The organism is Clostridium budayi, from assembly GCF_055396605.1.
The window spans coordinates 2,987,632-3,013,052 of record NZ_AP042456.1; the positions used below are offsets into that span (position 1 = coordinate 2,987,632).

Sequence of the window (25,421 nt, forward strand, 5' to 3'; positions counted from 1 at the left end):
CCTTATATTCAATTTATTTTCTATATACTCTATCCATTATTTCTTGAGCACTAAATACTTTCATAGCCACGATTGATATCATATATATTATACCACCTAATGCTATTGATATTATACATGCTATACCATTACTATTTGTATGGTTTAATATTTGAATATAACTAAATAAGACCCCTGCAATCATTATGCATGAACATAAAATTGGTTTTACTATGTTACCTAGTACTCCAATCTTAGTTTTAAGAGTTATTTTTAATAAAATTATATTAAGAAGTGTTGTAACCATATATGCTGCTATACTTGCAATTACAGCTCCATATATATTGAATTGTGGCATTGATACTAAAGATACTGTTAAGATTAATTTTATTACGCATCCTATAAATAAGTTTATTACTGGTAAGATATACTTTCCAACACCTTGTAATATTGATGTTGTTGTTTGCGTTAAAATAATAAACGGTAAACTAAGTGATAAATATCTAAGTATCTCGAACCCTTCATATCTGCCTGGGAATATAAGCTTCATTATAGGTTCTGCCATAAAGAACATCCCAAACATACATGGTATTGCAATTATTGATGATAGCTTTATTGAAAGATTAACTTTATTTTCTACTTCTCTTCTTCTTCCTAATATAAATTGTTCCGCTATTATAGGAATTACCGATATGCTAAGTGCCATTGAAAGCGTCATTGGAATATTAACAATAACGGATGCTTTCCCTGTTAGTTGTGCATATAAAATAGTAGACTGTTGAGTTGTAAATCCTGCGTTTAATAGTTCTCTTGGAATAAATATAGAATCTATAAGATTCATAACAGTACCTACTGTAGCCCCAAGTGATATAGGAATTGCTATTTTAAGTATTCTATTCATCACAGCTGTATCACTTTTAACTTTTTTAATACCGTAACTTCTTTTTGTAAATAAATACTTTATATAAAGATATATACCACCTAGAAGGCCTCCAGCGGCTGCTCCAAATGCTGCTCCACCAGCTGCATATTCTATTCCTTTTGGTAATAATAAAACTGCTAGTCCAACTCCAAATATCACCCTTCCAACTTGCTCTAAAATTTGTGATATACCTGAAGGAGTCATATTCTGAAGTCCTTGGAAGAATCCTCTAAAGATTGTCATAATAGATATTATAAGTGGTGCAAATGATATACCTATAAGCGAATAATATGCCTTTGAATCCCATTTTAAAAAGCTTATTATTGAATCTGCAAAGAAGAATAAGAAACATGTAGTTCCAGCTCCTAAAATTAGCATTAAATATGTTGACTCCTTAACTACTTTAAAGCTTCCTTCTATATCACCTACAGCATTATTCTCTGATACTATTTTAGATATAGCAACTGGTATTCCTGATGCTATAGCTACAAAGAACATATATAAAGGAAATGACATTTGATAAAGCCCTATACCCTCATCACCTATTAACATAATAAGAGGCCATCTAAAGAATAATCCTAGAACTTTTGCAAATATTCCTGCTAGTCCAAGTATTAGACTTCCTTTAATTAAAGACTGTTTATTCATAAAATACCTCCAAACTTTCTTTTACTAATAATAATTATTGTAAGTTTGGAGGTATTATTACTTTATTTATCCTTTTATTATAAATAAATTTTATTGTTCCATTTGCTTTCCTAAGAAAGCCGCTGCAGTTTCTGCAAGCTTAAGTTCTAATTCACCAAGTTTTGTTCCTTCTTGTTTTGATAATATAACTACTGTTCCAATAGCGTCACCTTCAGCTATAATTGGAGCTATAACTTGTGATACCATTTCTGTTACTTCTTCATCATTATGTAATGGAATTAGCTTATCTGCTCCTTCACCTAATAATACAGGTTTTCTTCCTTCCATAACATCTTCAAGCTCATTGCTTATTTTTCTGTCTATGTAATCTTTCTTTGGTGCTCCACTTGCTGAAATGAATGCATCCTTATCACTTATTAAAATTATGTTTCCTACAACTTGTTGTAAACTTTCTGCATATTCTTTAGAAAAATCAGTAAGTTCTCCTATTGGTGAATATTTTTTAAGAATTACTCCACCTTCTCTATCTGTGAATATTTCAAGTGGATCTCCTTCTCTTATTCTTAATGTTCTTCTTATTTCTTTTGGTATAACAACTCTACCTAGGTCGTCTATGCGCCTTACAATTCCTGTAGCTTTCATTTTATAATCAAACCTCCTCTAAAATACTATTAAAATTAGTAGCACTATTATTATTTGACTAGATAGAAATTTTATACACATATAACCATTATTTAAAAGAAAAAGAGTACTAATAAATTTATTAGTACCCTTTTCCATATAATTTTTATTGTAATCTATCTTCGTAAAGTTTAACTTCGATTTCTTCTTTCCATGCTTTAAGCTTTTCTTCGTAAGCTTTATTTTGCTTTTGTTGTAGAAGAGAATTTTTTATTGTATCTTTTACATCTTTAAATGATTTATATTCTGTCTTAGTATTAACATTTTCAGCCTTTATTAAATGGTATCCAAATTGACTCTTAACAGGTTGTGATATTTCTCCATTTTTAAGCTTTTTAAATGCATCCATGAATTCTGGAATAAGTTGTGTTGAATCATAATCAATATAGCCTAATGATCCACCTTTATCTTTTGTAGCATCAGTATTATATTTTTTAGCCATTTCAGCAAATGTAGCTTTTCCTGATACTATTTCTTCTCTTACCTTTTTAGCTGTTGCTTCAGCATCTTTTCCGTCTGGAATTACTATATTATAAGCATCTGCACCTGGTTTATTTGATGCAAATTGAGATTTATTATCTTCATAGTACTTTTTAACTTCGTCATCAGAAACACTAATATCTTTTATTATATGTTCCTTAATTACATTTTCAACTATTATATCATCTTTAAATTGCTCTTTTACTGCAGCTTCATCCTTAAATCCTTGTTCTTCATAAGCTGCTTTAAATTTATCCTCTCCACCATATGCTTCGTTCATTTGTTTTATTCTTTCATCGACTTTCTTATTTATCTCTTCTTCTGATGGTCCCCAATTATTTTTCTTAGCTTCTGCAAGCATTACATCTCTTTCTACTAATGTGTTTAATGCATTCTTTTCTTCTTCTAGTAATTGTGATTTTATTTGAGCATTATTTTTATAGTCCTTTCCATATTGTTGTTCTAATTGACTATAAACTGTGCTCATTGCTCTATCTAAGTCACCTCTTGTGATTTTTTGATCTCCAACTTTAGCTAATACTTCGTTTTTTATTGCTTCTGGTGTCTTTTGAATCATCTTACAGCCTACAAATGACATACTAGCTACTGCAACTAATCCTAAGGCTATTATCTTTTTAACTTTTCCCACGCTACTTACCTCACTTTACTATTTATTTGTAAAAATTTACACTTATTAAGTATATCAATATTATATACTTAATTCAATTAACTATGTTTTAAGTATTTATTACTTTTATTATGTTATCTAACATTTCCTTGAAGAAAGGTAACATATCATCCTTCTTAATACTATTTTGTTTAAATGAAAATTCTGGATTATTTCCAAACTTTAAAATAACATTATCTTTATATTTTTCAAGAAGAACTTTAAAGATTTTAATATGTTCTTTATCGCCCTCTTCAAATTTAAAGAATAATCCTTTTGGTGTTTCTTTTATTTCTTCTATATTAAGTTGTTTTGCCTTACTCTTAATATATGCTATATCCATTAGGTTATAAACTGAATCTGGAATTTCTGAGTATCTATCTTCTAACTCATCTTTAATTTCCATATATTCATCTAAACTTTCTATAGCTGCAATCTTCTTATAAACCTCAATTTTTTGATTTTCATCTTTTATATATGTTGATGGTATATATGCATCTACCTTTATATCAACAGTTGTTTCAACAGGTTCTTTTGTGATTTCACCTTTAATAATTTTTATTGTATCTTCAAGCATTCTACAATATAAATCATAACCTATTGTCGCCATATGTCCATGTTGGGATGATCCCATCATATTACCTGCTCCTCTAATTTCAAGGTCTCTCATGGCAATCTTAAAGCCTGAGCCAAGCTCTGTAAAATCTTTTAATGCCTTTAATCTCTTTTCAGCTACTTCAGTTAATACTTTATCCTTAGTATATAAAAGATATGCATAGGCTATTTTATTTGATCTTCCAACTCTACCTCTTAATTGATACAGCTGTGAAAGTCCCATCTTATCTGCATCATTTACTATTATTGTATTTACATTAGGCATATCAATACCTGTCTCTATAATAGTTGTACAAACAAGCACATCATATTCTTTATTCATAAATGACATCATTTCAGTTTCAAGCTGTCTTTCTGTCATTCTACCATGAGCAAATGTTACTCTACTTTCAGGTACTAAATCTTTAATATAGTTTGCCATATTCTCGATATTTTCTACTCTATTAAATACAAAGAATACTTGACCTCCCCTATTCATTTCTCTTAAAATAGCATCTCTTATAAGCTGATCATTTTGTTCTATAACATATGTCTGAACAGGATATCTTTCTTCTGGTGGCGTTTCAATAACTGATATATCACGTGCCCCAGTTAATGACATATGAAGGGTTCTTGGAATTGGTGTAGCACTAAGTGTTAGTACATCAACATTCTTCTTTAATTCTTTAATCTTTTCTTTTTGTTTAACCCCAAATCTTTGCTCTTCATCAATTATTAGAAGACCTAAATCTTTAAATTGAATATCTTTAGCAACTAACTTATGAGTTCCAACAAGTATATCTACATTTCCTTCTTTAGCAGCTTGAATAGTAGCCTTTTGCTGCTTTGCAGTTCTGAATCTACTAATCATATCAATCTTTATTGGGAAGTCTGAGAACCTCTTTAGCATATTTTTATAATGCTGTTCTGCAAGTATTGTAGTTGGAACTAAAAATGCAACTTGCTTTCCATCCATAACAGCTTTAAATGCAGCCCTTAGTGCAACTTCTGTCTTACCATATCCAACATCACCACATAAAAGTCTATCCATTGATTTTGAAGACTCCATATCTTTCTTTATTTCTTCTAATGAAGTTAATTGATCTGGTGTTTCTTCATATGGGAATTCATCTTCAAATTGTCTTTGCCATTCTGTATCCTTGCTAAATTTATGCCCCTTTAATGTTGCTCTAGTTGCGTAAAGTTTTATTAAATCTTCTGCTATTTCATTTATAGATTTTCTTACCTTGCTCTTAGCTTTTTGCCACTCCATTCCCCCAAGCTTATTAACCTTAGGAGATTTACCTTCACTACCTATATACTTTTGAACTAAGTCTAACTGCTCTACCGGTACATAAAGCTTATCACCTTTTTGATATACAATATCAAGATAATCTCTAGTGTTTCCAGCTACCTCTATTTGCTTTATTCCTTTATATACACCAACACCATGGTTTACATGTACAACATAATCTCCAATTTTAAGTTCAGCAAAGGAATTAATTTTAGCAACACCTTTTCTATTTTTTCTTTTTTTAGCAAGCTTTCTCTTAGCTTCACCAAATACTTCTTTATCAGATATAAGGCATAATTTCTCATTAGGATACTCAAACCCTCTTAAAAGATTACCAAAAGTTATTACAACCTCTCCACATTGTATATCTGATACATCATCTTTATATACACTTTCTATGCCTCTATCTCTTAGAGTATCAACAAGTCTCTCTCCCCTTGTTCTAGTTCCTGATAATATTAGTGTTCTAAAACCATTACTCTTTTTATTATTTATTTCTTCTATTAAAAACTCTAATTGTCCTTGATAATTATTAAGTGTTAATTGTTTTATGTTTGCCATTGATATAGGTCTAAAAATATCCCTTACCTTTGCAAATGGATCTAATGTTATTAAATCACATCTTTCAAACTGTTCTACTAACTTATCATATTCAATTAATAGTTCTGAATGCTTTGGTAATATATTACCCTTTTGAAGAAACATTGAGAAGTTTTCCCTAAACTCTGAATAAGTACTTTCAATCTTACCAAGTACTCTTGATGTATCATCAATTATAAAAGTGTAGTCTTTAAAATAATCAAATAAAGTTTCTAACTTTTCATAGAAAAATGGTAAATATGAATCTATAGTTTCAAAGTTAGATAAGTTATTTAAACTTTCTAAGTTTCTATTTATAATCTCAGTTAATTTTTCTCTTGTTTCTTTATCCTTATTATTTTGAAGCGCTTTTTCAAGTTCACTTTTAAGAGATTCATTAGCATATTTTATACTTTCATCATCCACTATTATTTCTTTTGCTGGGAATATCTTTACAGTTTTAACTTTTTCAATACTTCTTTGGGATTCAGTATTAAATGTTCTTATTGAATCAATTTCATCTCCAAATAGTTCAATTCTATATGGGTATGCTGAATCTGGTGGATACACATCTAATATTCCACCTCTTAATGCAAATTCACCCTTACCTTCGACTATTTCTACTCTTTCATATCCACCTTCAACTAAAAGCTTTGCTATATTATTAAAATCTACTTCATCTGAAATTTTTAAGTTTATTTTATGGTTCTCATAAAACTTTCTAGGTGTATATCCAGCTGCAAAGGCTTCAACAGAAGTTACTATAATCTTTTTCTTTTTGTTTAGTATCTCCTTTATTACCTTAAGTCTAGCCCATCTTAAATCCCCAGATATTGCATCGATATTATAAAAAACAACCTCTCTTACAGGGAAATAATAAACATCTGTTGAATAAAAGCTAAGATCTTCATATAAATTCTTAGCTTCCATATCACTATGAGTTACAATAACTATAGGCTTATCATATTGTTCATATAAAGCATCAATTAAATAAGTTCTTCCTGAATCAGCTAGCCCATATATAGCTAATGGAAATTTCTTATTCTCTATATTATTTTTAATATTATTAAATTCCCTACTCTCATATAAGGGCTTCATTAACCCTTCTAATCTCATGCTATGCACCATCCTTAAATACTTTTCTTTGCTTTAAATCCATTAAATTTATTCATCCCAGCTTGTGTATCTTCCTTTATTATTGTCTCTGTTGCAAGTTTTGTAGCTTCTAAGCTTTCTTCTAAAACTTCATTTTCTTCTTTAGAGAACTTACCTAAAACGTGGTTTACTAAATCCCCCTTAGGTTGTCCTACCCCTATTTTAATTCTTGAGAATTCATCAGTTCCTAAATGATTTATAATGCTCTTTATCCCATTATGACCACCAGCACTACCCTTAGGTCTTATTCTTATTCTTCCTACATCTAAGCTTATATCATCATATATAACTAATATATCCTCGTTACTTAATTTATAAAAATCTATAACTTCTCTTATACATTCACCACTTAAGTTCATATATGTAGTTGGCTTCATAAGTATTACCTTCTCATTACCTATAAAACCTTCTCCGTACACACCTTTAAATTTTTTCCTATTTATATCTATATTATACTTATCAGCTATATAATCTACAGCTTCAAATCCTATATTATGTCTAGTATTATTATATTTTTCTTCTGGATTTCCAAGTCCAACTATTAAAAACATGTCTTTCTCCTCTTTATCTTAAAATATTTTTATATTATAAGTGTTACCATATAACACTTTATAATTCAAATACTACTTAATATTATACTAAATTTTAACAATAATAAAGAGACTTTTAAAAAAAGCCTCTTTACTATTATACACTATAAAGTTATATTTATATTTTTTTCAATTCCGTTTCTTAGAATTGTAAACTCTATTTTTCCACCTTGCTTAGTAGTTTTAATAATATCTATCAAATCTTCGTAAGATGATACCTTCTTATTATTAGCCTTTATTATTATATCTGTTACCTTCATACCTGCTTTTTCTGCTCTGCCACTATCAACTACGGCTTCTACATAAAATCCATTTTCCTCTTCTCTATCAGATACCTTTACTTGTGATCCTTTTATTCCGAGTACATCTGAAGATTTTATTATTTCATTTTCAGCAGCTTTTAAGGCTTCACTTCCTATTGCAAAGTATAAGTTATCCTTTTTATATAAATCAGTGAATAATTTACTATTCATGCCGACCATTTCACCTTTAGCATTACAAAGAATACCACCAAAGTTTTCATTATTCATAACAGCACTAGTTTGAATAGCTCTAAACTTATCATTATTAATATTTATTATATGATTAGTTGAAGTTATTATACCAGGCGTTATTACACCTATATAACTATCTGAAGTACTATTACCTAACGCAAATACTATATTACCTTCTTTAATTTCAGTATCTTTTGCCATTTTAGCAGGAGTTAAATCATCGCCTGGAATTTTTATTAATGCTAAATCTAATTTAGCATCTTTACCTAGTAATATTCCTTTTGTAGGTTTTGCACCTTTAGCTGTTAATTTAACATATATACCCTTAAAATTCTCTATAGCTGAATATGAGGTAAGTATAAGGCCATCTTTATTAGTAATTACACCAGAAACATTCTTATTAGGAAGTTCATGACTTTCTAATGCCTTAGCACTCTCTCCAATTGTAACTATAGACGGTCCAACTGTATCTATTACTCTCTTTGTATCTGAATTAATCAATATCCCAAACTTATCATCTTGGTGCTTTTTATAATTACTTATGTCTAACTTATTTAATACATAAGCTACAGATGTTATACCAGTTATTATAGAAAGTAATATTATGGCTATTGTTATGAATATATTTTTCTTTGTGAAAATATTAGTCTTACGCTTAAAGTTTATATTACCCGATTTATCATTATTATCTATCATAGTAATCACCAAGCCTATTTCTTAGTTAAAGTAAAAGTGAATTTCACTCCACTATCTTTATAATTTTCAACCCAGATATCTTCACCATGTTCAGTAAGTATTAGCCTTACTATCGGAAGTCCAAGCCCCGTACTTACTTTATTTGTTCTAGAAACATCAGCTTTGTAGAATCTATCCCAAATCTTAACTAGTTGTTCTTTTGTTAATAATGGCCCATCATTATAAACACTTACATATACCTTATTTCCCTTAGATGTAGTATCTATCTCAACATTTCCATTTTCTGAACCATATTTAATAGCATTATCTATTAAATTAGTAACTACCTGAGTTATTCTATCGTTATCTCCGATTACATATTGATGTTCTTTTTCTAAAACTACATCAACATTTAACCCTTTTTGATTTATAGTGCCTTCAAATTTTGCAACTGTATGCTTTAGTAAATTGCTTATATCTATCTCTTGTTTATTAAGCTTCATTTTACCTGATTCTAATGCTGAAATATCAAGCAAATCATTTATAAGTCTTGATAATCTATCAGTTTCTTCATAAACAATATTTAAATAATATCCTTCTTTATCTTTAGGGATTACTCCATCTAATATACCTGATATAAATCCTTTTATAGATGTGATTGGTGATCTTAGCTCATGAGATACATTAGATATAAATATTCTTCTGTTTTCATCAACTTGTTCTAGGGATTCTGCCATTATATTAAATGACTCTGCAAGTTCTCCTATTTCGTTGTTTGATTTTATCTCTAGTCTTTGATTTACCTCTCCTTTAGCTAATCTCTTAGCTACAGTTGTAACTTTATCTATAGGTTCTATAAGTGATTTTTTACTGTATACATATACTACAATTCCTCCAACTATAATAGCTATTATAGCAGTTATCCATATAACTTCATTAACTCTTATTATTGGAGCTACAATACTTTCAGCAGGTATAATCATAACTATAACTCCACTAAAATATTCTTTATTAAATATTGGTTTTAAATATACATAATCGCTCTTATCACCTGTTTTTACATTGCCATACTCTATTGATTTACCTTCTTTTAAGATCTCCATATCTTCTTTAGGGATTCCTAAATTAGTAAACTTATAATCTTCATGCTCGCTTTTAGATACAGCATATGTATATCCCATATTATCTGCAACTAATATATCTGCATCGACAGTCTTACCTACGAAATCCATAACGTTTTTAAGGGTTGTAAGATTAGAACTCTTATCTAATGTTAAATACGTTATTGCAGCACTCTCTATTATTGTGCTTTCCTTATTTAGCTGTTCTTTCTTTTCATTAAAATAATATTGTTTAAACCAAACAGATAAAACTCCAGCAACAACTATAAGTGCAGTAGCTAAAATTAAAGTGAATGTAATTATAAGCCTATATGCTAAGCTATTTTTCTTCATCTATTTCACCTCGAATTTGTAGCCTACCCCCCAAACAGTTTCTATTTGCCATGTGTCTCCTGAATGAAGTTTTTCTCTTAATCTCTTAACGTGAACGTCAACAGTTCTTGAGTCTCCTGGATAATCATATCCCCAAACTTCACATAGTAACTGTTCTCTTGTGAATACTCTATTTTTATTACATGCTAGGTAATATAATAGTTCGAATTCTTTAGGTGGCATTTTTACTTCATTATTCTTATAAATTACTCTATATGAATTTGCATCTATTGTTAAATCATTGTATTGGATTACTTCTTTATTTGTATTATCAGCTGTGTATCTTCTCATTACAGCTTTAACTCTTGCAAGTAATTCCTTTGGTTCAAATGGTTTAACTATGTAATCGTCTGCTCCAAGTTCTAATGCTAATACTTTATCGAATGTATCTCCTTTTGCAGTAAGCATTATTACAGGAGTTGTACCTTCTTTTCTTATCCATTTTAAAACATCTATTCCATCTATGTTTGGAATCATTACATCTAATAATACTATGTCTGGTTTATAATCTAAGAATTGTTCTTCTGCTTCTTTTCCATTGTGAGCAACTCTTGTATCATATCCTGCACTTTTAACGTACATATTTATAACTTCGCAAATATTTTCATCATCATCAACTATTAATACCTTACCTAAAACGCCTTCCATAACGGCACCTCCGTATTTTTTAAATATTGTTAATTTTGTATTATTCATGTTAACTAACAAATATAAATTTATCATTTTTTTATACTTTTTAATATAGTTTCGTCAAATAAGTTACAAATTATTAACTATAAATTATCATTATCCAAAGATTATAAAAAAAACCTCTAGAAATTTCCCTAGAGGTTTTGTTGCTATGTATTATGCTTCGAATAATTTACTTATTGGTTCATCATCGTATATTCTCTTAATTGCTTCAGCAAATAATGGTGCTACTGATATTGATTTGAACTTTTCTTTATCTACACCTTCTGGTAACTTTATAGTATTTAACATTACTAATTCTTCTATTGCTGAATTATTTATTCTTTCAAATGCTGGGCCTGATAATACTCCATGAGTACAGCAAGCATATACATTTTTAGCTCCTAAATCTTTAAGTGCATTTGCCGCATTTGAAATAGTTCCTGCTGTATCTATCATATCATCTATTAAGATACATTTCTTGCCTTCAACATCACCTATAATGTTCATTATTTCTGATACATTTGCTTTTGGTCTTCTCTTATCTATTATAGCTATTGGTGCGTGTAATCTATCCGCAAATTTTCTAGCTCTAGTAACACTTCCAAGGTCTGGTGAAACTACTACTACATCGTCTTGATCTGCTAATCCTTTTTCTACAAAGTATTTTGAAAGTATTGGTGATCCAACTAAGTGATCAACTGGTATATTGAAATAACCTTGTATTTGTGATGCATGTAGATCCATTGTAAGTACTCTATCAGCTCCTGCAGCTTGTAAAAGATCTGCAACTAACTTTGCTGTTATTGGATCTCTTGATTTAGCCTTTCTATCTTGTCTTGCATATCCATAGTATGGCATAACTGCTGTTATTCTACCTGCTGATGCTCTCTTAAATGCATCTATCATTATTAATAATTCCATTAAGTTATTATTAACTGGTGAACAAGTTGATTGTACGATAAATACGTCAGCACCTCTTACAGATTCATTAATATCTACTGATATTTCACCATCGCTGAAAGTTCCTACTTTAGCATTACCTACTTCTAATCCTAGTATGCTAGCTACTTCCTCAGCTAATTCCGGGTGTGAATTCCCTGTGAATATTTTAATATTCTTTACATGACTTAACATAATTGTTGAAGACCTCCTCAAATTTTAGCTCTTTTTGTATATAAATTTTAATTATCTACTTCTTTAGGCCTTTTTTTTCTACCCAACCTTTAATGTTTCTTTGCTTAGCTCTTGCAACTGCAAGTTCTCCCTCTAAAACATCGTTAGTTATTGTAGAGCCTGCTGCAATATAAGTGTTATCATGAACTTCGACTGGTGAAACTAGATTAGTATTACATCCTATAAAGCTATGATCTCCTATTATTGTTTTGTTTTTAACTTTTCCATCATAATTAACTACGACTGTACCACAACCAAAGTTACATCCTTCTCCAACTTCAGCATCTCCAATGTAAGTTAAATGTGAAACCTTAGTTCCATTTCCTATAGTTGATTTCTTAATTTCTACGAAATCTCCTATTCTTGCTTTTTCACCAATTTTGCTTTCTGGTCTAATATAAGCAAATGGTCCAACTGTAGTATTCTTTCCGATTTCACTATCTAATATTACTGATGATTCAACTGTTACACCATCATTTATAGTGCTGTCTTTAATTCTACAGTTTTGCATAATTAGACAATCTGACCCTATAACAGTATTTCCTTCTAATATTGTTCCTGGATATACTATTGTATCTTTTCCGATTTCAACATCTATTCCTATATATGTTGCTTTAGGATCAATTAAAGTTACACCATTTTCTAAATGTGTATTATTTATTCTATTTCTTAATAGTTCTTCAGCTTCAGCTAATTGAACTCTTGAGTTAACTCCTATTGTATCTTCATAATCAGTTACTACTGCCCCTATTTTTTTACCTTCTTCTTTTAAGATTCCAATTACATCAGTAAGGTAGTATTCACCTTGATTATTATTATTTGAAAGTTTATCTAATGAATTAACTAATTCTTCTATATCAAAGCAGTACATTGCTGCATTCATTTCATTAACTAGTAATTCTTCTTCATTACAATCTTTGTGTTCTACAATTTTTAGAACATTTCCGTGTTCATCTCTTATTATTCTTCCATATCCTGTTGGATCTTCTACCATTGCACTTAATAATGTAGCAGCATTCTTATTTTCTTCATGCTCTTTCATTAAGTTTTCTATAGTGGCTTTCTTTGTTAGTGGTGCATCTCCTGGAAAGATGACTACAGTTCCTTTTTTTCCTTTTAAGAAATCACTAGCACACTTAACAGCGTGTCCAGTTCCTAGTTGTTCTTCTTGTAGTGAATAGAATACGTTTCTATCTTTAGTACCTTCTTTTACTCTTTCAGCACCTTTTCCTACAATTACATCTATTTCTTCTATGCTAGCTTTTCTCATATTATCTATAACATGATTGACCATTTCTTTTCCACATACTTTATGTAGAACTTTTGGAATGTCAGATTTTATTCTCTTACCTTGTCCAGCTGCAAGTATTAACGCACATTTATACACTTTACCACCTCATATTATGCAAATTATTTATTATTAGTATACATTTTTTAATTTTCTAGTATATATTATTTAATTTTTTCAATAATAAGATATATCTATCTTATTATATTTCAATCCCAAATTCATTTCAAGCATTGCAATCCTTTAAATTTAAGCAAGACAAAAAAAATAAAAGGGAATTCCCTTTTATTTTTATGTCTTATAGATTATTCTGCATTTACATCTTCTGTTAATGCTTTATCATATGCTTCAAGAATAGCTTTTTGAATTGTTTCTCTTGAATCAGTGTTTATAGGATGTGCTATATCCTTAAACTCTCCATCTGGTGTCTTTCTACTTGGCATTGCTATAAATAACCCGTTTTGCCCTTCGATCACCTTAATGTCATGTACTACAAATTGATCATCAAAAGTAACAGATACTATTGCTTTCATCTTTCCATCTGTAGCTATCTTTCTAATTCTCACGTCTGTGATTTGCATTTGACTACACCTCCAGTTGCCTTGATGATATTATATTTCTCCATAGATTGGCAATTTCCTCTTTTTATTTGGAAATATTTAAAAAATTATGTTTATTTTCTACTTTTGGTGTAATCTTTGCATTTTTTCATTATATTTCTATTCGAATATCTTCGATGGACGTATGTCAATAATTGAAGATTTATCTACTGAATGTAATTCAACTATTGATACATATTCATCAACTAACTTCTTATCTACTTCTTTATTATCAACTAAAACTCCAATACCAACTAATTCACTTTCAAATTCTCTTAAAAGATCCTTTATTCCAATTGCAGTTCCTCCGCCTTTCATAAAGTCATCAATGAATATACATTTTGAATTACTCTTCATTGATTTTTTAGATAAGGACATCTGCTGAAGTCTTCCACTTGTACCTGAAACATAATTTATTGTCATAGTAGTTCCTTCAGTAAATTTATTTTCTCTTCTTGCAATTACAAGTTGAACCCCTAAGTTTCTAGCAACTTCATAAGCAAGAGGTATTCCTTTAGTTTCAACTGTAATAACATAATCCACTTCTTGATTTTCAAACCATGAAGAAAGAAGTGTTCCTGCATTACTTATAATCTCAGGATTATACATTAAATCTGTCATGTAGATTATATTCCCTGCAATAACTCTTTCATCATCTTTTAATAATTCACATAGCTTTGCTGCAAACTCTTTTCCTTTAGATATACTCATATCAGGAATGTACTTTATTCCACCTGCGGCACCTGATATTGTTTCTACCTTCCCCATTTGAAGTTTTTCTAAAACTTCTCTTACTATAACTATATCTTCACTTATTGTTGATTTTGCTGCGTTTAATAGTTCTGAAAATTTATTTAGTCCAATAATTTTATTCGGATTTTCTATTAATATTTTAGTTATTATAACAACTCTACTATTTCTGCTTAACTTTTCCATAAAAATCACCTACATATTCATTATTTTACGAATTATTTTTTACATTTAAGCCCTTAATATTCATATTTTATTCTATATTTTTATATAGTGCAATATCTTTTATTCTTTAGATTATATAAATGTTTTTAAATAAATTTTAAATTTGGATTATATTTCAAAAAAATTTTTAAATATTCACCTTTTTATTGTGTTCAATTAATTAAAAATGTATATAATTATAAATGAACTAATAAAAAGGGGTTGATCTCATGTCATTTGATTTTTTAAAAGATACACATAAAAAAGTTCACTTTATTGGAATTGGTGGTATAAGTATGAGCGGTCTTGCTGCTGTACTTTTAAATAACGGATTTAAAGTTTCAGGATCTGACTCTAAAGAATCACATATCACTAATAGTTTAAAAGAAAAAGGGGCAGAAATTTATATAGGACATAAAAAAGAAAACATCCAAGATGTTGACTTAGTTGTATATACAGCTGCAATTCCTCAAGATAATCCTGAAATAGTTGAAGCTAAAGATAAAAATATCCACCTAATGGATAGAGCTGAATTTTTAGGACTTATAATGAAAGGTCATAAATATAATGTAGCAGTTTCAGGTACTCATGGTAAAACTACAACTACTAGCATGATTACTAATATGACTTTAAAAGCTAATTTAGATCCAACAATTTTAGTTGGAGGAGAACTTGATGTTATTGGGGGTAATTATAGAATAGGAAGCAGTGAATATTTCGTTACTGAAGCATGCGAATATAAAGAGTCATTCTTAAAATTCTTCCCTTACATAGGAATTATTTTAAATATAGACGCTGACCATCTTGATTACTATAGAGACTTAAATCACATAACAGAAACATTTAAAAAGTTCTCAACACTTATCCCTGAAGATGGATATTTAATAGGATATAATGGAGATGAAAATGTATCTACTATATTAAAGGAAGCAAAATGTAATACTATAAGCTACGGATTTGAAGATGCAGATATAGTTGCAAAGAATATAGAATACAACAACAGAGGTTGTGCTTCATTTACTGTATGTAAGGACAATGAAGATTTATTCTCTCTACAATTAAACATGCCAGGTAAGCATAACGTATTAAATGCTTTATCAAGTATTGCTGTTGGTTTAATATTTGGTCTTCCATATGAAAATATAATTGAAGGATTAGCTGAATGCAAAGGAGCTCATAAGAGATTTGAATACAAAGGTGAAATAGATGGAATCACTGTAATAGATGATTATGCTCATCACCCAGTTGAAATTAAAGCTACTTTAAGCACAGCTAAGAAAATACCTCACAAGAAAACTATATGTGTATTCCAACCACATACTTACACAAGAACAAAAACTTTATTCAATGAATTTACAGAAGCATTTAACGAAGCTGATGAATTAGTATTAATGGACATCTATGCGGCAAGAGAAAAAGATACTGGTCTTGTTTCTTCAGATGAATTAGGAGATGCTATAAGAGCTAAAGGAGTTAAATGTACAAATGTACATTCACATGATGAAGCAGTTCAATATGTTAAAACAATATTAGAACCTGGAGACATGCTATTAACAGTAGGTGCTGGTGATGTTGTTTTAGTTGGTGAAAAATTATTATCTAAATAATTAAAATAAGAAGTGACTAAGTTAGTCACTTCTTTATTTTTTAAACTTACTAATAAAAAAATCTTTTATATAAGCAGGTATTTCTCTAAGTATTGCTCGTATTTCATATTTACTATAGTAATTACACTGTTCTCCGTAGACAATAGCTTCCATTCCAATGTTTTTAGCTATCATCTTTATTCGTGCTAAGTGATATGAGTCAGACACTATTATTGCGCTACTTAACTTTTTTCTATCCATTATGTCTTTTGAGAATTTAAGATTCTCATAAGTGTTTTTAGCATTATTTTCGACTAATATAATATTTTCATCTATCCCTTTACTAGCTAGTATATTTTTCATGCCTTCCCCTTCTGTTAAAAGGTCATTCCCCTTACCAGTAACTATTATATATTTCCCCATATCCTTTTTATAAAGTTCTTCACCTTTTTTAAGTCTTTGAGTCATAAAAATACTATTTAGATTACAACCCAGTATTATTATTACATCACTTTTCTTAGGCATAGAAATCTTGTGTGTAATTGTTATCTTTAAAATCAGAATAAGAAATATAACGACTATTACCAAAAATATTATTTTGCACACCACCTAACAATAGTATATACTATTATATGCATTAGACTACATTTATTGTGATTTCGACATTATTCTATTTATTACGCTTAAATTTTATATATTTTATATTTTTTTATATATTGTATTTTAATTTGAATGAATTTATTTTATAATTTAAATAATAAACGTTTTTTAATTAATGTTTTTTGTCAAAAATAAATATAGAGGTGATACAAAATGGATTTATCAAACACCGCGAAAAGCACGGCAGATTTTATACTTGAAAAAAGTAAGTATAAACCTCAAATAGGACTTATTCTAGGATCTGGTTTAGGATCTCTTGCAGATTTAATAGAAGAACCTGAATATTATCCTTATGAAGAGCTGCCTAATTTTCCAGTATCAACAGTGCAAGGGCATGAAGGTCGTTTAGTCATCGGAAAGCTTGAAGGGAAAATCGTTGTAGCGATGCAAGGAAGATTCCATTATTATGAAGGCTATCCAATGGGTGTAGTTACCTTCCCAATAAGAGTAATGAAAAAGCTTGGCGTTGAAAAGTTAATCGTTACCAATGCGGCTGGCTCTGTTAATACATCATTTAAACCTGGAGATTTAATGATTATAAAGGATCATATTAATTTCTCTGGTGCTAATCCTTTAATTGGAAAAAATTTAGATGACTTTGGGCCTAGATTCCTTGATATGTCAGCAGCTTATAATCCTAATCTTATAAAGACTGCAAAAGATACTGCAAAAGATTTAGGAATAGATATAAAAGAAGGAGTTTACACTATGTTTAGTGGACCTACTTATGAAACTCCTGCCGAAGTTAGAATGGCAAGAGTATTAGGTGCTGATGCAGTTGGAATGTCTACTGTTCCAGAAGTAATTGTAGCTAGACATTCAGGCATTGAAGTTTTAGGTATATCATGCCTAACTAATATGGCTGCTGGAATATTAGACCAACCACTTGACCATGAAGAAGTTATTGAAACTTCAAACAAAGCTAAAGAAAGCTTCATGGCTTTAACTAAAGGGATTATAAAAAATTTATAAAAATTTTTTTAATATATATCAAACACACAACTAAATTTTATACACAAAGGAGAACGAACATTGAGTAGATTTATAGGATTAATTGGTATTGTAGCTATATTAGCAATAGCAGCAATATTCTCAGAAAACAGAAAAAAAATCAACTGGCGATTAGTTGCAACAGGACTTGGTCTTCAAGTTATATTTGCACTTATCATTTTAAAAGTTCCAGCTGGTAGAGCATTCTTTGAATTTTGTAGTAACGCCATAACTAAGTTACTTGACTTCACTAAAGAAGGTTCAAGCTTCTTATTTGGTAACTTACTAGATCAAAATACTTTTGGTATGATCTTCGCACTACAAGTACTACCAACTATCATTTTCTTCTCAGCTTTAATGGGAATACTTTATTACTTAGGAATCATGCAATTTATAGTTAAGATTATAGCTAAATTCATTTGTAAGTTACTTGGTACATCAGGTGCTGAAACACTAAGTGCTGTTGGTAACATCTTCTTAGGTCAAACAGAAGCACCACTTCTAGTTAAGCCTTTCATTAAGGATATGACTAGATCAGAGCTTATGGCTATCATGGTAGGTGGTATGGCTACTGTTGCAGGTGGTGTTATGGCAGGATATGTTGCTATGGGTGTTAACGCTGGTGACTTACTTGCTGCAAGTATTATGGCTGCTCCTGCAGGACTTATATTAGCTAAAATATTAGTTCCTGAAACAGAAGAACCAAAAACTAAGAATACTACTGATATCCAAATAGAACAAACTGCTTCAAACGTAGTTGAAGCTGCTGCAAATGGTGCTAGTGAAGGTCTTGGTCTTGCATTAAATGTTGCTGCTATGCTTTTAGCATTCGTTGCACTTATTGCATTACTTAACTACATATTAGCTGCTATTGGTGGATTTTTCGGATTCCCAACACTTAGCTTCCAATGGATACTTGGTAAGCTATTCTCACCATTAACATTTGTAATGGGTATACCAACTTCAGATATATCAACTGCTGGTAGCTTACTTGGTCAAAAGATTATGATTAACGAATTCGTTGCATACTCAGAATTATCTAAGTTTATCGCAGCTGGTACTCTACAACCTAAGACAATACTTATACTTACTTACGCATTATGTGGATTTGCTAACATCAGTTCAGTTGCTATCCAAATTGGTGGTATAGGTGCTTTAGCTCCAGACAAAAAAGGACTAATAGCTAAATTAGGATTCAAAGCATTATTAGGTGGTGCTCTTGCTACTTGTTTAACAGGTACAATTGCAGGTGTACTATTCTCAATGTAATATATAAAATAAAAAAGTGTTTAGACAAAAGTCTAAACACTTTTTTATTTTATAAACTAATATATTAATTTATTATTTTATAACTGTTAGTTCCTTAGTTACTTTATTTAATCTTTCACATCCATCTTCAGTAACTAATACTAAATCTTCTATTCTAACTCCAAAGTTATCTTTTAAGTATACACCAGGTTCAATTGAGAAAATCATACCAGGTTCAACAGTATTTTCGTTAGTTCCACTTACATCACCAGCATCATGACATTCTATTCCTATGCAATGTCCTGTTCTATGAGTGAAGTATTCTCCATATCCATTCTCTGTTATGTAGCTTCTTGCTGCATTATCTATATCTTTAAATTTAACTCCTGGTTTTATCATAGCAATAGCTCTTTCGTTAGCTTCTTTTACTATGTTATAAATCTTCTTATGCTCTTCTGAAGGTTCTTCACCAAAGAATACAGTTCTTGTCATATCTGAACAGTAGTCCTTATAAACTCCTCCCATATCTATAACAATACTTTGACCTTTTTTAAGTTTAGTATCATCTGTTTCATGATGAGGATCTGCACCATTTGGACAAAATGCAATAATTGGTGTAAATGAAACTTCATTAACTCCTTGTTTTGCATATATATCTTTTAAAACTTCAGCATAGTAGTTTTCAGTTTTTCCTTCTTCAAACTTAGTCCATAATTCTTCCATTGCTTCATCATTTAATCTTGAAGCTTCTTTCATTATAGCTATTTCTTCTGCATCTTTTATTCTTCTTAAATCATCAACTATAGGAGATGCATTTTCATAATCTTTAGCCGCATTTAATTTCATTAAGCTTATTAAGAAATGAGATGGCCATTTTTTATCTACTCCTAAAGTTTTATCTTTATCAATATATTTTGCTAAAATTTCTGTAGGGTTATCAGTGTCTTCGAATCTGACTACATCTAATCCTATTTGTTCGTCTACAGGAAACATTTTATTTATTATTAATTTATGATTTCCATCCTCTCTTATAAGTAATGCTATCATTCTTTCTCCTGTATGAAACCATTTACCTGTTAGATAAAATAAAGAATCTGATGATGAAACTAACATTTGTGATAAATTGTTTTCTTTCATCTTTTCAATTGCTCTTTGTACTCTATTTTGTTTCATAATTCATCCCTCCGTAAAATTATTCTTTTATACCATTATAATATACTGAAAATAAATAACAACTTAATCTATTATTTATTTTTTGCATGTTTCTAGAGTGATATAATATTATTTAAGAAAACCTTTAGGAGGATATGTACATGAAAATAGCAGTAATATCAGATATACACGGAAATCTTTATGCCCTTATGAGAGTGCTTGAAGATATCGAAGATAAAAAAGTTGATACAATAATATGTTTAGGTGATTTAGTTGGCTACGGTCCTCATCCTAATGAAGTTATAGCAATGATAAAGAGAAGAAATATTTTATGTTTAAAGGGTAATTATGATGCATCTGTTGTAGATGAAAGCTTTACTTATATAAGAGAAACAAGAACTAATTCATTCTCTCTTCCATTTACTGTAGACGAGCTTAGAATGGCTAATAAATTTTATTTAAATTCACTTCCAACATCTTTAACTTTAGAATTTGAAGGAAAGAAAGTTTTATTTGTTCATGGTAGCCCAAATAAAATTAATGAATATATGTTAGAAGAAGGAGACAATACAGCTTCTATAATGGAAAACTTAGATGCAGATGTATTAGTATGTGCTCATACTCATATTCCTTCAATTAAGAAATTTGGACAAAAGCTTTTTGTTAATGACGGTAGTGTAGGTAAACCTAAAATAGGTCGTCCAAATCCAACTTACTGCATTTTAGATATTGAAAAAGATAGAGATGTTAAAGCTCAAATATTTGAGATTGAATATGAAGTAAAAAGAATAATAAAAGATATGACTATGCTTAAATTCCCAGAAAGTTTAATAAGATCTTTTGAAACTGGTGTTGAATAAATCTCTTTAACAAAAAGTAAGACCTAGCTTAATTAGCTAGGTCTTACTTTATTATAAAAATCTATTTATCGTTAAGTTCTTTAGTTGTTGGACTATCAATTATATATCCTTTATAATCAAACCTTGAGCCATGACATGGACAGTCCCAAGTTAATTCATCTGCATTCCAATGAAGCTGACATCCTAAATGAGTACATTTTGTTTTTACAATATATTTCTCTCCATTTTCATCTTTATAAACTCCAAGTTTCTCACCATTATATTCTACAAGTCCACCATGGCCATTTTTAATATGTTCTATTTTACTGTCTGGTATATCAACTATTTGTGCTATAAAATTCTTTACAGTTTCTTTAGTATTTTTTAGTAAGCTATCAACTGACTCTGACATATCAAATCTATCTGGAGAAAATATATTTGAAAAATCATTTTTTCTTCCTAAAATCTTATCTGATATTATCATTGCGGCTACCATAGAAGTTGTCATTCCCCACTTTTTAAATCCTGTAGCAACATAAAGATTATCTGTTTTTAATGAATATTCTCCTATGTAAGGCAGATTATCTAAACTAATACAATCTTGTGCTGACCAATGATACTTTTCTTTTGCATTAGGATAAAGCTCTTTTGCTCTCTTTCTTAAAACTTCGTAGCATCCGCCCTCTTCATTTTCTCCTGTCCTTTGTGAAATTCCACCTAGTAATAATAAATTTTTATAATTTCTAAATGAATTTCCTGTGCTCTTATCTATATCAATATACATTCCATCAACATCTTCAGCGTTTTCTAGTGCTATAACATATGATCTATCTTGATACATTCTCATAAAGTAATATCCAGGCGTATTAAAGATTGGAAAATGAGTTGCAACTACTATTTTATTTGCTTTTATCTCTCCCCTATTAGTAATTATAGTTTTATCTTTAAGATCTAGAGCTCTAGTATCTTCGTATATAGTAAGCTCTTCTGCTATCTTATTTAAAAACTTAATTGGATTAAACTGTGCTTGATTATTAAACTTTAATCCAAGTTTAATATCAAAAGGAAGCTTAGTTTCATTTACAAGTTCTGCATCAATTCCAAGTCTTATTGCAGCATCAAACTCATTTTTAATTTCATCTTCTTTGTCTCTTGAATATATATAAGCTGCCTTTTCTTCAAAATCACAGTCTATTTTTTCTTTTTCAATTATTTCTTTAAATTTCTTTATAGCAAGTTCATTGGCCCTTGCATATTCCGTTGCTCCATCTTCTCCAAATTCTTTTATTAAAGTGTCATAAATTAATCCATGCTGTGATGTTATCTTTGCAGTTGTATTTTTAGTATTTCCTCCTGCAATTCTATCAGCTTCTATTATAATTGGGTCTATTCCTTCTTTTTTTAACATATAACCTATTAATAATCCGGTAATTCCAGCCCCTATAATAACAACATCTGCTTCAATATCTCCTGGTAGAGAATTTCTTTTTTTAAAATTATAGTCTTCATTCCATAACGATTTCATAATTTCACCTCCTATTTAGTGTTCCATTTTATGTAGCAAAATACTCATAAAAACTTTAATTAATGCTATATTAATTAAATATAGTAAATACTAAAGTAAAACTTTGCAAAAAAATATAACTGAAATTAATTCCAGTTATATTAAATAAATAGTATTATGTTTTACTGCCTTAAAACACCTACAATCCTGAGATCTCCTAACATTTCTCTTTTATTATCGTGGCATCTTATAAAATCATTAGTTGCATCAGTACCAGCCTTAACTCCAAAATGCTGTCCATTCATAAATCCTTGCACTCCTGTTACATCGTAAACTGATCCATTAATAGCTACATAAGCAGGCCTATTATTTCTTCCATCATACATAGCTAATTCTTCTAAAGTAAATTCTTTAGTTCTAGCCCTAAATTCTTCTCTTTGTTCTTCAAGTAATACCTCTAAATCCCCTACAATATACTTAATTTCATTTATAATATCTTCTCTATATTCTCCTCCCCTATAAAAAAGCATTCCCTTTAACTCATTTAACTCTCTCATTTTTTTTATTATAATCTTATCAAATAACATTCTTTCTCTCCTAACATATAGTAATATATAATCAATATATGCTAACTGTGTTGCATTTGCTCAAAAAGTATTGTAAAATCAATTTAATATAACATTAACATTATAACTGTGACGAGAAGAGTAGCATTAGGACGTAGTTATAGCGAGTAAGGGACGGTGTAAGCCTTATACGAAGCCTATTAGTGAAGAACATCTCTGAGTTTCTAACCGAAAGTAAATTTTTATTTATTAGTAGACTTAGACGGATAATCTAGACCGTTAACTTCTAGATTGAGCATAATACTGTGCTTAAATTTGAGTTGGCTATAAATTTTTATAGCAATTTGGGTGGTACCGCGAATGTATCCTTTCGTCCCATATTTTTGGGATGAAAGGTTTTTTTATTTTCTAAAAAGATAATTATAAATTACAGGAGGTAATATTAATGGATAAAAACATTTTAGTAAAGTCACTTTACAGAAACACTTCTGAGTATTTAAACAAAGAAGTATCAATAACTGGTTGGATTAGAACTTTAAGAGCTTCAAACGCTTTTGGTTTTATTGAAATCAATGATGGTTCTTTCTTTAAGAACATTCAAGTTGTTTTTGACAATAACTTAAGTAACTTTAAAGAAATATCAAAATTACCAATAAGCTCATCATTAAAGGTTGTTGGTACTTTAGTTGAAACTCCAAATGCAAAACAACCATTTGAAATTCAAGCTAAAGAAGTAATCATCGAAGGTATGTCAGATTCAGATTACCCACTACAAAAGAAAAGACATACTTTTGAATACTTAAGAACAATAGCTCACTTAAGACCAAGAAGTAACGCTTTCTCAGCTGTATTTAGAGTAAGATCAGTTGCAGCTTACGCTATTCATAAGTTCTTCCAAGATAAAGGATTTGTATATACAAACACTCCTCTTTTAACTGGAAGCGACTGTGAAGGTGCAGGAGAAATGTTTAAAGTAACAACTTTTGATTTAGACAACGTACCAATGACAGAAGAAGGTGCTGTAGACTACTCAAAAGACTTCTTTGGAAAAGAAACTAACCTTACAGTTTCAGGTCAATTAAATGGAGAAACTTTTGCTTTAGCATTTAGAAACATTTATACATTTGGACCAACATTCAGAGCTGAAAATTCAAACACTGCAAGACACGCAGCAGAATTCTGGATGGTAGAACCTGAAATATCATTTGCTGATTTAAATGATGATATGAAACTTGCTGAAGAAATGCTTACTTACGTAATTAAATACGTAATGAAAGAATGTCCTGAAGAAATAGAATTCTTCAACAAATTCATAGATAAAGGATTAGTTGAAAGATTAAACCACGTAGCAAACTCAGAATTTGCTAAGGTTACTTACACTGAAGCTGTTGAAATATTAAAGAACTGTGATAAGAAATTTGAATACCCAGTTGAATGGGGAATCGATCTTCAAACAGAACATGAAAGATATTTAACAGAAGAACACTTCAAGAGACCTTTATTTGTAACTGACTATCCAAAAGATATCAAAGCATTCTACATGAGAATGAACGATGATAACAAGACAGTTGCAGCTATGGACCTTTTAGTTCCTGGAATAGGAGAAATTATAGGTGGTAGCCAAAGAGAAGAAAGACTTGACGTTCTTAAGAAGAGAATGGCTGAACTTAACTTAAACGAAGAAGATTACTGGTGGTACTTAGAGCTTAGAAAGTACGGAGAAACTAAGCACGCTGGATTCGGTCTTGGATTTGAAAGACTTATCATGTACATCACTGGAATGACAAACATCAGAGACGTTATACCATTCCCAAGAACAACTGGTCAATCAGACTTCTAATAAACAAAAAAGAATGAGTAATTTACTCATTCTTTTTTATTTAAATAGTTATCCACATTTTTAATTTTAAAACTCTACTTTTCCACATAAATTAAAAGC

At 29.9% G+C, this 25,421-nt stretch carries 21 protein-coding genes and 1 other annotated feature; of the genes, 5 read left to right on the forward strand and 16 right to left on the reverse strand.

Annotation, left to right across the window (positions count from 1 at the left end):
• Window positions 1–13: 13 nt before the first annotated feature.
• From ACZ5TJ_RS14575 to purR, 12 genes are all read right to left on the reverse strand, one after another.
• Window positions 14–1,549: a putative polysaccharide biosynthesis protein gene (locus tag ACZ5TJ_RS14575; protein WP_464200531.1), complete on the reverse strand. Its 1,536-nt coding sequence runs from the start codon at window positions 1,547–1,549 to the stop codon at window positions 14–16.
• A gap of 90 nt (window positions 1,550–1,639) precedes the next feature.
• Window positions 1,640–2,191 (reverse strand): stage V sporulation protein T, encoded by a 552-nt coding sequence (gene spoVT / locus ACZ5TJ_RS14580; RefSeq protein ID WP_039312615.1) that lies wholly within the window; start codon window positions 2,189–2,191, stop codon window positions 1,640–1,642.
• Window positions 2,192–2,336: 145 nt separating this feature from the next.
• Window positions 2,337–3,359: a peptidylprolyl isomerase gene (locus ACZ5TJ_RS14585; RefSeq protein WP_464200533.1), complete on the reverse strand. Its 1,023-nt coding sequence runs from the start codon at window positions 3,357–3,359 to the stop codon at window positions 2,337–2,339.
• 88 nt (window positions 3,360–3,447) lie between these two features.
• Window positions 3,448–6,960 carry a transcription-repair coupling factor gene (gene mfd, locus ACZ5TJ_RS14590; protein WP_464200534.1) on the reverse strand — a complete coding sequence of 1,171 codons (3,513 nt, stop codon included), beginning with the start codon at window positions 6,958–6,960 and terminating at the stop codon, window positions 3,448–3,450.
• A gap of 14 nt (window positions 6,961–6,974) precedes the next feature.
• The gene (gene pth, locus ACZ5TJ_RS14595; RefSeq protein ID WP_045725153.1) at window positions 6,975–7,550 is read right to left on the reverse strand and encodes an aminoacyl-tRNA hydrolase; all 576 of its coding nucleotides are present in this window, start codon (window positions 7,548–7,550) and stop codon (window positions 6,975–6,977) included.
• 143 nt (window positions 7,551–7,693) lie between these two features.
• Window positions 7,694–8,779 (reverse strand): S1C family serine protease, encoded by a 1,086-nt coding sequence (locus ACZ5TJ_RS14600; protein WP_464200535.1) that lies wholly within the window; start codon window positions 8,777–8,779, stop codon window positions 7,694–7,696.
• A gap of 14 nt (window positions 8,780–8,793) precedes the next feature.
• Complete coding sequence (locus ACZ5TJ_RS14605; RefSeq protein ID WP_464200536.1) at window positions 8,794–10,212, reverse strand: sensor histidine kinase; 1,419 nt, start codon at window positions 10,210–10,212, stop codon at window positions 8,794–8,796.
• Window positions 10,213–10,899: a response regulator transcription factor gene (locus tag ACZ5TJ_RS14610; RefSeq protein ID WP_039312599.1), complete on the reverse strand. Its 687-nt coding sequence runs from the start codon at window positions 10,897–10,899 to the stop codon at window positions 10,213–10,215.
• A 198-nt stretch (window positions 10,900–11,097) separates the two neighbouring features.
• Entirely contained in the window at window positions 11,098–12,057 is a 960-nt protein-coding gene (locus ACZ5TJ_RS14615) for a ribose-phosphate diphosphokinase (RefSeq protein ID WP_039312596.1), read from the reverse strand.
• A 55-nt stretch (window positions 12,058–12,112) separates the two neighbouring features.
• A complete protein-coding gene (glmU, locus tag ACZ5TJ_RS14620) occupies window positions 12,113–13,483 on the reverse strand; it encodes a bifunctional UDP-N-acetylglucosamine diphosphorylase/glucosamine-1-phosphate N-acetyltransferase GlmU (protein ID WP_464200538.1) in 1,371 nt (456 codons plus the stop codon).
• A gap of 206 nt (window positions 13,484–13,689) precedes the next feature.
• Window positions 13,690–13,965 carry a septation regulator SpoVG gene (gene spoVG, locus ACZ5TJ_RS14625; RefSeq protein WP_039312591.1) on the reverse strand — a complete coding sequence of 92 codons (276 nt, stop codon included), beginning with the start codon at window positions 13,963–13,965 and terminating at the stop codon, window positions 13,690–13,692.
• Window positions 13,966–14,103: 138 nt separating this feature from the next.
• On the reverse strand, window positions 14,104–14,919 hold the full coding sequence (gene purR / locus ACZ5TJ_RS14630; RefSeq protein WP_039312589.1) for a pur operon repressor: 816 nt from the start codon (window positions 14,917–14,919) through the stop codon (window positions 14,104–14,106).
• A 248-nt stretch (window positions 14,920–15,167) separates the two neighbouring features.
• On the opposite strand from purR, the gene murC reads away from it, so the two are divergent.
• Entirely contained in the window at window positions 15,168–16,544 is a 1,377-nt protein-coding gene (murC, locus tag ACZ5TJ_RS14635; RefSeq protein WP_464200541.1) for a UDP-N-acetylmuramate--L-alanine ligase, read from the forward strand.
• A 33-nt stretch (window positions 16,545–16,577) separates the two neighbouring features.
• Here the strand turns inward: murC and ACZ5TJ_RS14640 are convergent, their stop codons facing one another.
• A complete protein-coding gene (locus tag ACZ5TJ_RS14640) occupies window positions 16,578–17,048 on the reverse strand; it encodes a YdcF family protein (RefSeq protein WP_464200542.1) in 471 nt (156 codons plus the stop codon).
• A 288-nt stretch (window positions 17,049–17,336) separates the two neighbouring features.
• Here ACZ5TJ_RS14640 and ACZ5TJ_RS14645 point away from each other — a divergent pair, with 288 nt between their 5' ends.
• Window positions 17,337–18,155, forward strand: a complete 819-nt coding sequence (locus ACZ5TJ_RS14645) for a purine-nucleoside phosphorylase (protein ID WP_464200543.1) — start codon at window positions 17,337–17,339, stop codon at window positions 18,153–18,155.
• A 60-nt stretch (window positions 18,156–18,215) separates the two neighbouring features.
• Window positions 18,216–19,442 (forward strand): NupC/NupG family nucleoside CNT transporter, encoded by a 1,227-nt coding sequence (locus ACZ5TJ_RS14650; RefSeq protein WP_464200545.1) that lies wholly within the window; start codon window positions 18,216–18,218, stop codon window positions 19,440–19,442.
• Window positions 19,443–19,514: 72 nt separating this feature from the next.
• Here the strand turns inward: ACZ5TJ_RS14650 and ACZ5TJ_RS14655 are convergent, their stop codons facing one another.
• Complete coding sequence (locus tag ACZ5TJ_RS14655) at window positions 19,515–20,594, reverse strand: M24 family metallopeptidase (RefSeq protein WP_464200546.1); 1,080 nt, start codon at window positions 20,592–20,594, stop codon at window positions 19,515–19,517.
• A 140-nt stretch (window positions 20,595–20,734) separates the two neighbouring features.
• Between ACZ5TJ_RS14655 and ACZ5TJ_RS14660 the strand changes: the two genes are divergently transcribed.
• Complete coding sequence (locus ACZ5TJ_RS14660; RefSeq protein WP_464200548.1) at window positions 20,735–21,433, forward strand: metallophosphoesterase family protein; 699 nt, start codon at window positions 20,735–20,737, stop codon at window positions 21,431–21,433.
• A gap of 61 nt (window positions 21,434–21,494) precedes the next feature.
• On the opposite strand, the gene ACZ5TJ_RS14665 is transcribed toward ACZ5TJ_RS14660, so the two are convergent.
• Window positions 21,495–22,937 carry an FAD-dependent oxidoreductase gene (locus ACZ5TJ_RS14665; RefSeq protein ID WP_464200549.1) on the reverse strand — a complete coding sequence of 481 codons (1,443 nt, stop codon included), beginning with the start codon at window positions 22,935–22,937 and terminating at the stop codon, window positions 21,495–21,497.
• Window positions 22,938–23,098: 161 nt separating this feature from the next.
• Window positions 23,099–23,503, reverse strand: coding sequence for a cytochrome b5 domain-containing protein (locus ACZ5TJ_RS14670; protein WP_464200550.1), 405 nt, complete (start codon window positions 23,501–23,503; stop codon window positions 23,099–23,101).
• 99 nt (window positions 23,504–23,602) lie between these two features.
• Window positions 23,603–23,863, forward strand: a binding site (T-box leader).
• A 64-nt stretch (window positions 23,864–23,927) separates the two neighbouring features.
• On the opposite strand from ACZ5TJ_RS14670, the gene asnS reads away from it, so the two are divergent.
• Window positions 23,928–25,322 carry an asparagine--tRNA ligase gene (gene asnS / locus ACZ5TJ_RS14675; RefSeq protein WP_464200551.1) on the forward strand — a complete coding sequence of 465 codons (1,395 nt, stop codon included), beginning with the start codon at window positions 23,928–23,930 and terminating at the stop codon, window positions 25,320–25,322.
• The last annotated feature ends 99 nt before the right edge of the window (window positions 25,323–25,421 follow it).

What these genes read in the sequence shown, in the direction of transcription:
- ACZ5TJ_RS14575 (WP_464200531.1), bottom strand. Translation starts at nt 1,549, where the DNA reads ATGAATAAACAGTCTTTAATTAAAGGAAGTCTAATACTTGGACTAGCA.
- spoVT (WP_039312615.1), bottom strand. Translation starts at nt 2,191, where the DNA reads ATGAAAGCTACAGGAATTGTAAGGCGCATAGACGACCTAGGTAGAGTT.
- mfd (WP_464200534.1), bottom strand. Translation starts at nt 6,960, where the DNA reads ATGAGATTAGAAGGGTTAATGAAGCCCTTATATGAGAGTAGGGAATTT.
- pth (WP_045725153.1), bottom strand. Translation starts at nt 7,550, where the DNA reads ATGTTTTTAATAGTTGGACTTGGAAATCCAGAAGAAAAATATAATAAT.
- ACZ5TJ_RS14600 (WP_464200535.1), bottom strand. Translation starts at nt 8,779, where the DNA reads ATGATAGATAATAATGATAAATCGGGTAATATAAACTTTAAGCGTAAG.
- ACZ5TJ_RS14605 (WP_464200536.1), bottom strand. Translation starts at nt 10,212, where the DNA reads ATGAAGAAAAATAGCTTAGCATATAGGCTTATAATTACATTCACTTTA.
- ACZ5TJ_RS14610 (WP_039312599.1), bottom strand. Translation starts at nt 10,899, where the DNA reads ATGGAAGGCGTTTTAGGTAAGGTATTAATAGTTGATGATGATGAAAAT.
- ACZ5TJ_RS14615 (WP_039312596.1), bottom strand. Translation starts at nt 12,057, where the DNA reads ATGTTAAGTCATGTAAAGAATATTAAAATATTCACAGGGAATTCACAC.
- spoVG (WP_039312591.1), bottom strand. Translation starts at nt 13,965, where the DNA reads ATGCAAATCACAGACGTGAGAATTAGAAAGATAGCTACAGATGGAAAG.
- purR (WP_039312589.1), bottom strand. Translation starts at nt 14,919, where the DNA reads ATGGAAAAGTTAAGCAGAAATAGTAGAGTTGTTATAATAACTAAAATA.
- murC (WP_464200541.1), top strand. Translation starts at nt 15,168, where the DNA reads ATGTCATTTGATTTTTTAAAAGATACACATAAAAAAGTTCACTTTATT.
- ACZ5TJ_RS14640 (WP_464200542.1), bottom strand. Translation starts at nt 17,048, where the DNA reads ATGCCTAAGAAAAGTGATGTAATAATAATACTGGGTTGTAATCTAAAT.
- ACZ5TJ_RS14645 (WP_464200543.1), top strand. Translation starts at nt 17,337, where the DNA reads ATGGATTTATCAAACACCGCGAAAAGCACGGCAGATTTTATACTTGAA.
- ACZ5TJ_RS14655 (WP_464200546.1), bottom strand. Translation starts at nt 20,594, where the DNA reads ATGAAACAAAATAGAGTACAAAGAGCAATTGAAAAGATGAAAGAAAAC.
- ACZ5TJ_RS14660 (WP_464200548.1), top strand. Translation starts at nt 20,735, where the DNA reads ATGAAAATAGCAGTAATATCAGATATACACGGAAATCTTTATGCCCTT.
- ACZ5TJ_RS14665 (WP_464200549.1), bottom strand. Translation starts at nt 22,937, where the DNA reads ATGAAATCGTTATGGAATGAAGACTATAATTTTAAAAAAAGAAATTCT.
- ACZ5TJ_RS14670 (WP_464200550.1), bottom strand. Translation starts at nt 23,503, where the DNA reads ATGTTATTTGATAAGATTATAATAAAAAAAATGAGAGAGTTAAATGAG.
- asnS (WP_464200551.1), top strand. Translation starts at nt 23,928, where the DNA reads ATGGATAAAAACATTTTAGTAAAGTCACTTTACAGAAACACTTCTGAG.